9 protein-coding genes are annotated in these 13,622 nt (G+C 51.4%); 7 read left to right on the top strand and 2 right to left on the bottom strand.

What is annotated here, in order from left to right:
* Window positions 1-15: 15 nt before the first annotated feature.
* The 5 genes from JK198_RS03925 (at window position 16) to JK198_RS03905 (ending at window position 6,246) form a co-directional block, all read left to right on the top strand.
* A complete protein-coding gene (locus JK198_RS03925) occupies window positions 16-1,716 on the top strand; it encodes an alpha,alpha-phosphotrehalase (RefSeq protein ID WP_212710077.1) in 1,701 nt (566 codons plus the stop codon).
* Window positions 1,717-1,801: 85 nt separating this feature from the next.
* On the top strand, window positions 1,802-3,064 hold the full coding sequence (locus tag JK198_RS03920; RefSeq protein WP_249213255.1) for a maltoporin: 1,263 nt from the start codon (window positions 1,802-1,804) through the stop codon (window positions 3,062-3,064).
* 499 nt (window positions 3,065-3,563) lie between these two features.
* Complete coding sequence (pykF, locus tag JK198_RS03915) at window positions 3,564-4,976, top strand: pyruvate kinase PykF (RefSeq protein WP_212706841.1); 1,413 nt, start codon at window positions 3,564-3,566, stop codon at window positions 4,974-4,976.
* 292 nt (window positions 4,977-5,268) lie between these two features.
* Window positions 5,269-5,505 (top strand): major outer membrane lipoprotein, encoded by a 237-nt coding sequence (locus JK198_RS03910; protein ID WP_212706840.1) that lies wholly within the window; start codon window positions 5,269-5,271, stop codon window positions 5,503-5,505.
* A 339-nt stretch (window positions 5,506-5,844) separates the two neighbouring features.
* The gene (locus JK198_RS03905) at window positions 5,845-6,246 is read left to right on the top strand and encodes a hypothetical protein (protein ID WP_212706839.1); all 402 of its coding nucleotides are present in this window, start codon (window positions 5,845-5,847) and stop codon (window positions 6,244-6,246) included.
* Window positions 6,247-6,301: 55 nt separating this feature from the next.
* On the opposite strand, the gene JK198_RS03900 is transcribed toward JK198_RS03905, so the two are convergent.
* A complete protein-coding gene (locus JK198_RS03900; RefSeq protein WP_212710073.1) occupies window positions 6,302-9,358 on the bottom strand; it encodes an FAD-binding and (Fe-S)-binding domain-containing protein in 3,057 nt (1,018 codons plus the stop codon).
* A 186-nt stretch (window positions 9,359-9,544) separates the two neighbouring features.
* On the opposite strand from JK198_RS03900, the gene ydiK reads away from it, so the two are divergent.
* Window positions 9,545-10,696, top strand: coding sequence for an AI-2E family transporter YdiK (gene ydiK, locus JK198_RS03895; RefSeq protein ID WP_212706837.1), 1,152 nt, complete (start codon window positions 9,545-9,547; stop codon window positions 10,694-10,696).
* 338 nt (window positions 10,697-11,034) lie between these two features.
* Window positions 11,035-12,081 carry a 3-deoxy-7-phosphoheptulonate synthase gene (locus JK198_RS03890; protein ID WP_212706836.1) on the top strand — a complete coding sequence of 349 codons (1,047 nt, stop codon included), beginning with the start codon at window positions 11,035-11,037 and terminating at the stop codon, window positions 12,079-12,081.
* 12 nt (window positions 12,082-12,093) lie between these two features.
* On the opposite strand, the gene JK198_RS03885 is transcribed toward JK198_RS03890, so the two are convergent.
* A complete protein-coding gene (locus tag JK198_RS03885) occupies window positions 12,094-13,533 on the bottom strand; it encodes a protein adenylyltransferase SelO (RefSeq protein WP_212706835.1) in 1,440 nt (479 codons plus the stop codon).
* Between the last annotated feature and the right edge of the window lie 89 nt (window positions 13,534-13,622).

Raw genomic sequence — 13,622 nt, 5'->3', positions numbered from 1 at the left:
AGGCAGGTTGTTGTAATGGCTAAAGCATGGACTCAGGACAAAGTTGTTTACCAGATTTACCCGAAAAGCTTTCAGGATACTACCGGTAACGGTCAGGGAGACCTGGCAGGGATTATCAGCCGGCTGGATTATTTACAGTTTCTCGGGGTGGATATTCTCTGGCTGACACCAGTATATCCGTCGCCGCAGGTCGATAATGGTTATGATGTTACTGATTATTGTGCGATCGACCCGGGTTACGGCACGATGGAAGATTTTGAACGACTGGTCCGTGAAGCCCGCCAGCGTGATTTGTCAATTATGATGGATATGGTTTTCAACCATACCTCAACCCGCCATCCATGGTTTGTTCAGGCCTGTGATCCGCAGAGTCCGTACCACCCGTTTTATATCTGGCAGGATTCTCCGCCGGAGAAGCCACCGACCAACTGGTTATCTAAATTCGGTGGCCCGGCGTGGCAGTGGCAGCCGCAATGCGGACAGCATTACCTGCATTTATTCAGCCGTGAACAGGCTGATCTCAACTGGGAGCATCCGCCCGTCCGCGAGGCACTAAAAGAAGTCTGCCGTTTCTGGGCCGGTAAAGGCGTCGATGCATTACGGCTTGATGTCGTGAACCTGATTTCCAAACCGGCGTGTTTCACCGACGATCCTGACGGTGACGGACGCAGTTTCTATACGGACGGCCCGCGGGTTCATGAATTTCTGCGTGAGATGAATCGTGATGTTTTCAGTCCGTTGCAATTGGTCACGGTCGGAGAAATGTCTTCGACGACCCTTGAACATTGTCAGCAATATGCGTCTGTTGATAATACCGAACTGTCAATGGCCTTTAATTTTCATCACCTGAAAGTCGATTACCGTAACGGTGAAAAATGGACTCTGGCTGCCGCCGATTTTGTGGCGCTGAAAAAGATATTTTCTGACTGGCAACAGGGTATGCATCAGCGGGCGAACGGGGCTTTATTCTGGGGAAACCACGACCAGCCGCGGGTAGTGTCACGGTTCGGCAACGACACCACTTTCCGGCAACATTCAGCCAAAATGCTGGCAATGGTGCTGTACGGTATGCAGGGAACACCTTATCTCTATCAGGGAGAAGAAATCGGCATGACTAATGCCGGGTTTACGCAGATCAGTCAGTACCGGGATGTGGAGAGCCTGACAATGTACCATCTGCTGACCCGGCAAGGCCTCTCGTCCCGGGATACTCTGGATATTCTGGCAGCGAAATCACGGGATAACAGCAGAACCCCGATGCTGTGGGATAACAGCAAAAATGCCGGTTTCAGCAGCGGCACGCCCTGGCTGGAATGTGCAGCACCTGCCGCAGGAATGAATGTTGCAGCAGCCATCGGCGATCCCGATTCGGTACTCCATACTTATCGTCAGTTAATTCAGCTGCGAAAACAGCTCGCTGTTCTGCAATTCGGTGACTACCGGGATCTCTGCCCTGCCAACAGCCGGATCTGGTGTTATTGCCGTCGCTGGCAGGATCAGCTGTTACTGGTTGCAGCTAACCTGACGGACTCAGCAATCCGCTGGCTGCCACCTTCCCTGCCACAGACTGGCGAATATCATCCCTTAATCAATAACTATCCCGATGCCGACCCGTTACGGCAAGGAGGTTACTTTAAACCTTACCAGGCCGTCTGGTGGTTACTGACTCCGGAGACCCCAGAGCATTTTCCGACAGACAATAACCACGGGTCGTAATCACTGCGACCCCCGCCCAGATACAGCACTGACGCTGTATCCTGACAGGAGAGTAATTATGAATACTCAGGGAAGAGCACCGGCAATGCTGGCCGCACTGGCAATTGCCTCGGTTTCCCCCGCTTATGCGCTCGATTTCAAAGGATATGCCCGTTCCGGAATAGGCTGGAGTAACCAGGGAGGTGAGCAGCAATGCAGTACAGCGACCGGCGCTGGCAGCAAATACCGGCTGGGTAATGAATGTGAAACCTATGCTGAGCTGAAACTGGGCCAGCAAGTCTGGCAGCAGGATAATGCTTCTTTTTATTTTGATACTAACCTGGCTTACGCCGTTTCCCAGCAGGCAGATTCTGAGTCAGTTTCTCCGGCACTGCGTGAGGTCAATATTCAGGGGGATAACCTGATTCCGGCTTTACCCGGCGCAAAACTCTGGGCAGGGAAGCGTTTTTACCAGCGCCATGACGTGCATATGATTGATTTCTACTATTGGGATATTTCCGGCCCGGGTGCAGGGATGGAGAATATCACCACCCCGCTGGGTAACTTATCCCTGGCGGTAACCCGCAATAGCGAAGCCGGAGGCGTGCAGGGGTATATTGAAAATGAACGAAACCGGGTACCGGTGATCACCGATACTTTCGATGTACGTCTGGCGGGTATTGCGGTTAACCCCGGCGGAGAGCTGGAAGTAGGGATTGATTACGGTAAAGCTAATTTGCGCAAAGGTTACTCTCTGGCGCCGGATGCCAGTAAAAAGGGCTGGCTGGTCAGCGCCGAGCATAAACAGACATTTTCTGAAGGCTATAATACGCTGGTGTTCCAGTATGCTACTGATGCCATGACCTCATTAAACAATGGCCGTGGCGAAGGCGCAGCCGTACTGAATAAGGGGAGTATGCTCCGGCTGATTGATCATGGGGCTATGGAAATCAATGACCGCTGGGGGCTAATGTATGTTGCGATGTATCAGGACATTAACCTCGATAACCGCAATGGTACCCGCTGGTTTACCGCCGGGGTCAGGCCAATGTATAACTGGACCCCGATCATGAGTACCTTACTGGAGGCCGGTTATGACCGGGTCAATTCTCAGCGTACCGGACAGACCAACAACCAGTTTAAACTGACTCTGGCACAACAATGGCAGGCCGGACCGAATGTCTGGGCCCGTCCGGCACTGCGGTTATATACCACTTATGCCAAATGGCAGGAAAACTGGGGGTATGATCCGGATAATATGGCTGGCATAAGTAACGGTCTGGCTTACAGTGACAGCGCTGGTTATAACTTTAGTCGCGGAAGCCGTGGTGAGGTCAGCTTCGGTGCTCAGATGGAAATCTGGTGGTAACCGCTGCCGGTTTCAGATAATTATTCCCGGGAACGGTTACGTGATTTACGTATGCTGTCTGTCCCCGGTCATCCGGTGCTTTCACTGGTCGCCGGACCGCGCTGATACTGCGGAAGCAGCCTGTCTCAGTTTTTTTCAGCCACCCTTCGAAAATCTGATGTAGTGTTGCGCAATATCATTCTTTCACTGCTCTGTATCAGGCTTATTCCGATTTCTGTTTGGTTTCCGCCCACTTAGTGACTATAATAACCCTGTTGTCCACTTGAACGGTGTCTGCGAATAACGTGATAAGAGCATTAACGTATACAGCTTGCGCAACATCCATTTCTTATCTGCCTTTGTGTGGTGCGGGATCCTACGCATCAGACCGTTTTTACTCTTCTTATCGGCGTGTTCGCTCCTGTGAGTTTGTGTTACCTGAGACCAAAATCCCCGTCATCGGCTTGTCCGGCCGGTGGTCTGTATTTCTTAACCCATTACAACTTATAGATAACCCGTCATGAAAAAAACCAAAATCGTCTGTACTATCGGCCCAAAAACTGAATCTGAAGAGATGCTGACTCACCTGCTGGATGCGGGTATGAATGTTATGCGTCTGAATTTTTCTCATGGTGATTATGCTGAACATGGACAGCGTATCGCTAACCTGCGTGCAGTGGTCAGTAAAACCCGACACAATGCTGCTATTCTGCTGGACACCAAAGGTCCGGAAATCCGCACCATGAAACTGGAAGGCGGTAATGATGTTTCGCTGCAGGCGGGACAGACATTTACCTTTACTACCGACCAGTCTGTTATTGGTAATAATCAGCACGTTGCCGTCACTTATCCCGGCTTTGCCGCGGATCTGGCCATCGGTAATACGGTTCTGGTTGATGATGGTTTGCTGGGTATGGAAGTGTTGTCAGTCACCGAAAATACCGTTGTCTGTAAAGTACTGAACAATGGTGACCTGGGTGAAAACAAAGGTGTTAACCTGCCGGGTGTCTCTATTCAGTTACCGGCCCTCGCGGAAAAAGATAAGCGTGATCTGATTTTTGGTTGTGAGCAAGGTGTGGATTTCGTTGCTGCGTCCTTTATCCGTAAACGTTCTGACGTGCTTGAAATCCGCGAACACCTGAAACAGCACGGCGGTGAGAATATTCAGATTATTTCGAAAATCGAAAATCAGGAAGGTCTGAACAACTTTGATGAAATTCTGGAAGCGTCTGATGGCATTATGGTGGCCAGGGGCGACTTAGGGGTTGAAATCCCGGTGGAAGAAGTTATTTTCGCCCAGAAGATGATGATTCAGAAATGTAACAAAGCACGTAAGCTGGTGATCACAGCAACCCAGATGCTGGATTCGATGATCAAGAACCCGCGCCCTACCCGCGCTGAAGCCGGCGATGTGGCGAATGCTATCCTCGACGGTACTGATGCCGTAATGCTGTCCGGTGAAAGTGCTAAAGGTAAATATCCGCTGGAAGCCGTCACTATTATGGCGACGATCTGCGACCGTACTGACCGTGTGATGGGCAGCCGAATCGACTCCCTGCACGACAGCCATAAATTACGCATCACAGAAGCTGTATGTCGTGGCGCAGTAGAAACCGCGGAAAAACTGCAATCAGCCCTGATTGTTGTGGCGACCCAGGGCGGAAAATCCGCAAAATCTATCCGTAAATATTTCCCGTCAGCCACTATTCTGGCACTAACCACCAATGAAACCACGGCCCGCCAGCTATTAGTGACTAAAGGTGTCGAAACACACCTGGTTAAAGAAATCGCGTCAACTGATGACTTCTATCGTATCGGTAAAGAGATTGCTCTCAGCGCCGGATATGCGGCGGAAGGCGATGTTGTGGTAATGGTTTCCGGGGCATTAGTACCAAGCGGCACCACAAATACTGCTTCAGTTCACGTTATTTAATATATATTTGTGACAAGGCGTCCTGCGGGGCGCCTTTTTTTATGCCTTTTTATTTTAAATAAGTTCAAAAAAAAATAAAAAGAGACTAAAAATGCTTTTTATAATTAAGGTAAATCCGATTAAATCTCAATGTTTTTACTAAAAAATTTATCAGAATTTATTAATCGCTGTTTCTTTGAGCGAATAAACGAAATTAAGCATGTTCTCATAAAAAATATATTCTCAACTCAAAAAACTTTGTGTAATACTTATTGGGCTACATGGAGATTAACTCAATTTAGAGGGTAAAATAATGAATCGTACTAAACTGGTACTGGGCGCGGTAATTCTGGGTTCAACTCTGCTGGCTGGTTGTTCTAGCAATGCTAAAATCGACCAACTGTCAAGCGATGTTCAGACTCTGAACACCAAAGTTGACCAGCTGAGCACCGACGTGAACGCAGTACGTACTGACGTTCAGGCTGCTAAAGACGACGCAGCTCGCGCTAACCAGCGTCTGGATAACCAGGCTCACGCATACCGCAAGTAAGCGTTCTGGTAGTGAAAATGGCGCCTGCGGGCGCCATTTTTTTTATCTGTCGTTCCGGCGACTTTCATCGTTCTCCCGCCTTTTTTTGCTGAACCCTCAGTGGCTGTGTCTGATACACGCCTCCTGCCTGCCCCTGTTCAGCAAGCTGCATATCTGCTATCTGCTGCTTTCAGTACCCGCCTTTGTAAAGATATTTCGCCCTTTCCGGACTTGTCACACGCTGGCCGCAGCAACAATCCTGAGACAGCCTCCTGACGACTCTGCTTAAGAAACGTCAGGCTTGCAAAATACTGGGCACTTATATGATAATGATTATCATTACTACAGAGAGGTATTGTGATGTTCTCATTTTCCGGCTGGCTAACGATTCACCTTGAAGAATACCATCAGACCCTCAGAGCAATGTGCAGAGAGTTCCATAACCGTAAACACCGTCTAAAACAGCCTGACAGCTCACTGGCGGATTTGCGGGGATTTAATGACCTGTGCCTGAGCATGGCCGACAAATGCCAGCAGCAAGGCGATGACGGTCGCAGTCTGTCGATTTTACTCAGCCTGCACCAGCAACTGGTCAGCGGAATGGCCGATGAAGCTCAGGATATGTTGTTCCGTTTACAGGCGCTGCAACTGGCTCGCTACTCACTCAGTCAGTTAAGCCACCGCCTGATGCAGGAAGGTGAATGGGAACAGGTATGCCATTTACAGGAAGAATTTTTTTGTTATTCCGAACAACTGCCCTGAAACAGCGCGGAAAGCGCAGCATGCACTTTCCGCGGTTAACACCGGCGTCTGCGTACTAACTTACCATCTCAAGCAAGGCCTGCAACGGATGGCGTACTGCCTCGCCTTCAATCCTTTTTACCTGACTCCGGCAGGAATAACCGGTCGCCAGACAACGGTGACGGGCCCGCTGTTGCATGTGCGGCTGCCAGGAGAGCTGGTAAATTCCCAGAGAGTTATCAAGATTTCTGGTTTCATGACCATAGGTACCTGCCATACCACAGCATCCGGCATTGACGGTTTCCAGTTTTGCGCCAAAACGGCTGAAAATAGATTTCCAGTGGCTGCCCGACTGAGGGAGGGCTGTATTTTCGGTACAGTGGGGGAACAGATACCATGCCTCACCGACAGGTTGCTGCTCAGCACGCCCGGCGGTCACCTGGTTCAGCCACTCATGAGCCAGTAATACGCTGAAATCTCCCCGCGCGTCACCCAGCACCTGCCGGTACTCATCGCGATAACAGAGTACCAGTGCCGGGTCCGTCCCGACCATGGGGATCCCGAGCGCCGCAAGCTCATTCAGTACCCCGGCACTCTTCCTGGCCGTGCCGGCAAACCGCTGCAGGAACCCTTTTACATGCTGCGCTTTACCGTTAGGCGTAAACGGCACCAGTACCGGTTTAAAGCCAAGTTTACTGATCAGGCTGATAAAATCACTGACCAGTCTGGCTTCGTAATAACTGGTGAACGGGTCCTGCACCACCAGCACATACTGCTGACGTTCGGCAAGGCTCAGGTGACGCAGATCATCCGGTGAGGTTCTCAGGGCCTGATGACCAGCTAACTGTTGTTTCAGGGTCGGTGATGACAGTGCGGGCAAATCAGCCATACCGATATATTTCCTGCTAAAAGCCTGCAATTGCGGGTTGGTCAGGAAAAAATTAAACAGCCGTGGTGCCCTGGCCATTAATGGCGTATAGCTCTCCACCGCGGCCACCAGGTGATCACTGACCGGCCGCAGATAACGGCTGTGGTACAGCTGTAAAAAACGGGAACGGAATGAAGGTACATCAATTTTGATCGGGCACTGGCTGGAGCAGGCTTTACATCCCAGACAACCGGCCATTGCCTCTTTCACTTCATGAGAGAAGTCATATTCCCCTCTGGCTGCCTGGCGGGTATTTTTCAGTTTACTGATAAAACTGCGCAGACTGAGAGTATTCTGCGGTAAAGTCTGTTCCAGCTGTCGGGGGTCAACCCCCTGCTCCGCCAGTAAACGCAGCCATTCTCTGGTCAGGGTGGCACGGCCTTTGGGTGAATGTAACCGGTTACGGGTAATTTTCATGGACGGGCACATCGGACTGTTCACATCAAAATTAAAGCATAACCCGTTACCATTACACTCCATCGCTCCGCGCCAGTCTTCCCGGACAGTTACCGGAATCTGCCGGTCAAAGCTGCCACGGGTCGGGCTTTCGATAGGTTTCAGTACTGCAGGGCTGTCAAGAGGAGTACAGATTTTTCCCGGATTAAGCCGGTTTTGCCGATCGAATGCACGTTTGATGCGCCGTAATTCGCGAAACAGTTCAGCTCCGAAGAAATCCTCTGTATAAGCCCCGCGGTAGCCTTTTCCGTGTTCTCCCCATAATAGCCCGCCATAGCTTGCGGTCAGGGCTGCCACCTGGTCAGACAAGCGTTTCATCAGCAGTTCCTGCTGAGGGTCACACATGTCCAGTGCAGGACGGACATGCAGAACGCCGGCATCAACATGGCCAAACATGCCATAGCTCAGTCCGTGGCTGTCCAGCAGCGCACGAAAATCAGTAATATAGTCAGCCAGCTGTTCTGGCGGTACTGCGGTATCTTCCACAAAAGGGATAGGTTTGGCATGCCCTTTGGCATTGCCCAGCAGACCGACCGCTTTTTTACGCATGGCATAAATACGTTCCACTTCATCAAGCCGTGTACAACACTGATAACCAATAATTCCTGCTTCTCTGGCCTGCATCAGCTGGTCCAGGCGCTGACATAAGTCACTGACCTGCTTCGCCGCCAGTTCTCTGTCATTCCCGGCAAACTCAACCAGGTTCAGCCCAAGCATCTGTTCTCCCGGTACATCGGTAATCAGCTCTTTCACCGAATGCCAGACAATGTCCTCACGGGCCAGATTAAGGACTGTCGAGTCTACGGTTTCCACCGACAGGGCCTGCGCCTGCACCAGAAAGGGTGCATTACGTAATGCCGAGTCAAAGCTGTCATATTTTATATTTACCAACTGACGCACTTTTGGGATGGGCGTGATATTCAGCCGCGCCTCAGTAATAAACGCCAGAGTTCCTTCTGAACCACACAGAATTCTGGTCAGATCAAAAGTTTGCAGATCATCACTCAGCACATGGCGCAGGTCATAACCGGTCATAAAACGGTTAAGCCGTGGGAACTTATCGAGGATCAGCTGTCGGTTATCACGACAGCTTTTGAGGACTTGCTGATAAATTTCACCTTCACGGGTCTGTTCTGCGGCGATTTGCTCTGCCAGCGCGACCGGCACCGGCCGGGTATCAAGCATCTCCCCGTCAGCCAGAATAACCCGTAACCCCAGCACATGATCAGAGGTTTTACCGTAGACCAGCGACCCCTGCCCCGAGGCATCGGTGTTAATCATCCCGCCGATAGTGGCGCGGTTACTGGTTGATAATTCGGGTGCAAAGAAGAAGCCATAAGGTTTCAGCCACTGGTTCAGCTGATCTTTTACTACCCCGGCCTCAACCCTTACCCAGCCTTCATCCGTATTTATCTCAAGGATACGGTTCATATGGCGCGACAGATCAACAATAATGCCCTGATTCAGTGACTGACCATTAGTCCCTGTGCCTCCGCCACGCGCTGTCAGTGTCAGCGACTGATAGTCCTTTTCAGCAGAAATGCGGCTGATCATGGCGACATCTGCCACAGAGCGTGGAAAAATAATCGCTTCCGGCAGGCTCTGGTAAATACTGTTATCGACCGACATACTCAGGCGCGCGCCATAATCGGTCGCAATATCACCGCTAAAACCTTGCTGCTGAAGTGTCTCAATATAGGAAAGCACCTGCGGGCTCAGCCCAGGTGCATGGTTTATCTGTGGGATCATGCAGTAAAAACCCGGATGTTGTGTTGTTGTAATTGTTCAGATAATTGGTTTTACCATATTTTCGTCAACGCTGCTTTTGTTACTGTATGAAAAAGTTTACCTGTCGGCTCTGTTGTATTTGCCGGAAATACCGCATCATTAGCAGCATCCCCGACACCGGGTGAACTGATTGAGGTAAAGGTTGTTATGAAAGCGCTGCCGCAGGATAAGGATTTACCGCAAAAGCTATTTACGCTGATGTTTTTCGTTTTAATGATCGTCGCCAGTTTTTGGATCGTGCAGCCATTTATCCTTGGCTTTGCATGGGCAGGGATGGTGGTTATCGCCACCTGGGGGCTGATGCTGCGCATCCAGAAATATCTATGGGGACGCCGTTCGCTGGCCGTACTGGTGATGACCCTGATTTTACTGCTGGTGTTTATTATTCCGATTGCGTTACTGATTAGCAGCGTGATCGACAATATCGGACCGGTGGTCGCCTGGGCAACCTCAGGACATATCGAGATACCGAAACTGGAGTGGCTGGATAAAATCCCGCTGGCGGGTAACAAAATGGCGATCTACTACCACAAAATGGTGGCAGGCGGTGGCAGTGCCATGATGGCAAAAATACAGCCTTACATTGGTCAGACAACCAGCTTTTTCGTTGCTCAGGCCGGGCATTTTGGCCGATTGCTGGTACACCTGGCACTGATGCTGCTGTTCAGTGTACTGCTTTACTGGCGCGGTGAACGGGTCGGTCAGGGAATACGCCATTTTGCTTACCGTCTGGCGGGACGCCGCGGCGATGCCGTGGTACTGCTGGCGGGTCAGGCGATCCGTGCGGTGGCACTTGGCGTGGTCGTGACGGCCCTGTTACAAGGCGTGGTCGGCGGGATTGGTCTGGCGATTGCCGGTATTCCTTATGCCACCCTGTTAACTGTGGTTATGATCCTTTGCTGCCTGATCCAGATTGGTCCGCTACTGGTACTGGTACCGGCCATTATCTGGCTGTACTGGAGTGGCGACACGACCTGGGGAACGGTATTGCTGGTCTGGAGCTGTGTTGTCGGTACTATGGACAGCGTGATCCGCCCCATGCTTATCCGGCTTGGTGCCGACCTGCCGATGCTGATTATCCTCTCCGGGGTTATCGGCGGACTGGTTTCTTTCGGCATGATTGGTCTGTTTATCGGTCCGGTGGTACTGGCTGTCTCTTATCGCCTGGTCTCTGTCTGGATGCATCAGGCGCCGGAACCCCACGGCGATCCTGAACTGGTGGTTGAAGAACTGATAGAAGATACCCGCAAAACGGCCGAACAGGCACGTCATGCCCGTAATAACTCTGTGGCAGAATAGTCACTGCAGGTGCCGCTGGTAGTTTTCAGGGGCACTGCTCTGCAAGGATATTTGTTAATGGGATGATTCTTACAGATCAGGAAGGTAAATAACTTTATGATAATTATTAATATTTTCACTTACCCCTAAAAAGGTAGCGAAACACTTATTGCTGTGTGTAGTCTTTGCCCTTCTGTAAAGGGCATTTTTTTTATCTTTTTGTGGCCCGGTAACCATTTCACGGCCGGTAATCCGCATCTTTTTCACTCAGGCAGTTGAAATCATCGACTGTTCGGTTATGGTTTGTGCCATATCTTCCCGGCATTCTGCCGATGAGAAGCACAGATTCCGAGAGTACTATGAAGAAAACAGATGAATTACGCACCAGGCCAGTTGCTCCGCTAATCACTCCGGCAGCACTTAATCAGCAATTCCCCGTTTCCCCGGCAATAGCCGATAATATCCTGGCCACCCGACAGCGCATCAGCCGTATTTTACGGGGTACAGATAAGCGTCTGCTGGTCATTATCGGGCCCTGTTCCCTGCATCACCCGGCTGCTGCGCTGGAATACGCACAGCGCCTGAACAGACTGCGCGACCGTTATCATCATAAGCTGGAAATAGTGATGCGGACTTACTTTGAAAAACCCCGTACCGTCACCGGATGGAAGGGGCTGATTAATGATCCCGGCCTCGACGGCAGTTATAACATTAATCACGGTCTGGCCATTGCCCGTAAGCTATTACTGGACATCAATGCGCTCGGTCTGCCAACCGCCACAGAGTTCCTTGATATGGTGAACGGACAATTTATTGCTGACCTGATCAGCTGGGGTGCCATCGGTGCCCGTACCACCGAAAGTCAGATTCACCGGGAAATGGCGTCAGCGCTCTCCTGCCCTGTCGGGTTTAAAAACGGCACGGACGGTAACGTCCGGATTGCCATTGATGCTATCCGTGCAACGCAAGCCAGCCATATGTTTTTGTCTCCCGATAAACAAGGGCAGATGACTATCTATCAGACGCAGGGGAATCCCGACGGACACATTATTTTACGTGGCGGGAAACAGCCTAATTACACATCAGAGCATATTCGTATGGCACGTCAGGCACTGGAAGAGTTTCAGCTGACCCCGCGGCTGGTGATTGATTTCAGCCACGGTAACTGCCTGAAACAACACCGCCGGCAATTACTGGTTGCTGATGATGTGGCGCAACAGTTACGTGACGGAGAAACCGCCATTGCCGGCGTGATGATCGAAAGCTTTTTACAGGAAGGGCAACAGGCCGTGGCTGCCGGGAAACCACTGGTCTATGGCCAGTCAATTACCGACCCCTGTATCGGCTGGGAAGATACTGAAACGGTACTGAAGCTGCTGGCAGAAGCCGTTTCCGCCAGCCATTAACCGCGACCGGAGTCAGCTGGAACAGCTGATTTCTAATGCCTTACCCCAGTCCGGCGGGCGATTAAATAACGCCTGCTGGTCATTTGCCAGCCGGTAAGGGTTCTGTAACGCCCGGTGAAGCACGGACAATGCGCCAGTTTCACCGCGCTCCGCTTCTTCAATGGCTTGCTGTGCCAGATAATTGCGCAATACCAGCGCCGGGTTTACCTGCTGCATCCGCTGCTGACGATGCTCATCACTGATCTGTTCTTCTGCTAAACGCTGGCGGTATTTAATAAACCAGTGATCAAATGCTGCCCTGTCAATAAACTCGTCACGTAACGGTGATTGTGCCTGTAACTGCTCTGTTTCCGACAACAAACGAAAAGTCCTGGTGTAATCGCTGCCTTCACTGGCCATTAGTGCCAGCAGTTCACTCAGCAGATCGTTATCTTCCGGGCGGCGGCTAAAGAAGCCAAGCTTATCGCGCATCTGCTGACCCCAGGCTTCCATCAGCCAGTGTTCATAACCAGCCAGGGCCTGCTTCAGCTGTCCGGCCGACAGTAAGGGGGATAATGCGTGGGCCAGCCGGTTGAGGTTCCACAACCCCGCCATTGGCTGATTTTCAAAGCGATAACGCCCCTGATGATCACTGTGATTACAGATAAACTGCGGATTATAATCGTCCATAAACCCGTACGGACCATAATCAAGTGTCAGGCCCAGCAGCGACATATTATCCGTGTTCATCACGCCATGTGAGAAGCCGACTGCCTGCCAGCGGGCTATCATCGTCGCTGTGCGTTTTACCACATCCGAAAACCACAGCAGGTAGCGATCCGCATCATCAGCGAGTGCCGGCCAGTGATGGCGGATGGCGTAATCGGCCAGCTCACGGACTTTTTCTGGCTGGTTACGGTAGAAAAAATGTTCAAAATGACCGAAACGCAAATGGCTTTCAGCAATCCTTACCAGCATTGCCCCCCGTTCTGTCTGTTCGCGGAAGACAGGTTCATCACTGATGGCCAGGCTAAGGGCGCGGGTCGTCGGGATCCCCAGGCCATGCATCGCTTCAGAGGCGAGGAATTCCCGGACGGTCGAGCGAATGACCGCACGGCCATCTCCGCTGCGGGAATATGGCGTCAGGCCGGCACCTTTCAGGTGCCAGTCATACTTCTGCCCGTTGGGGAGACGTTGTTCCCCCAGCAACAGTCCCCGGCCATCGCCTAATTGTCCGGCCCAGACACCAAACTGATGACCACTATAGACCTGTGCCAGCGGCGACATCCCTTCAATAACCGCCCCTCCGTAAAAAACCGGATGCCCTGAACCACTGAACAGTTGTGCATCCAGTTGCAGGGCGTCGGCCAACGGCTGGTTATGATAGAGTAACCGCCCCTGATTCAGGGGCGCCGGGGTCACTGCGCTGTAAAAGTCAGGCAGTTCATCGAACCAGGTATTTTTAAACTGCATAGCAACTCCGCAGGTGGGCATAGTTCAGGAAAGCATCTTATGTGCTGTTTAGCAGTAAGTGTACCTTGCTGTTGTCTGTGATGACAGTC

The organism is Tatumella sp. JGM91, assembly GCF_018257575.1.
Lineage (GTDB): Bacteria > Pseudomonadota > Gammaproteobacteria > Enterobacterales > Enterobacteriaceae > Tatumella > Tatumella punctata.
The sequence above is the reverse complement of the archived record's forward strand: the minus strand, read 5'-3'. Positions and strand labels throughout refer to the sequence as shown.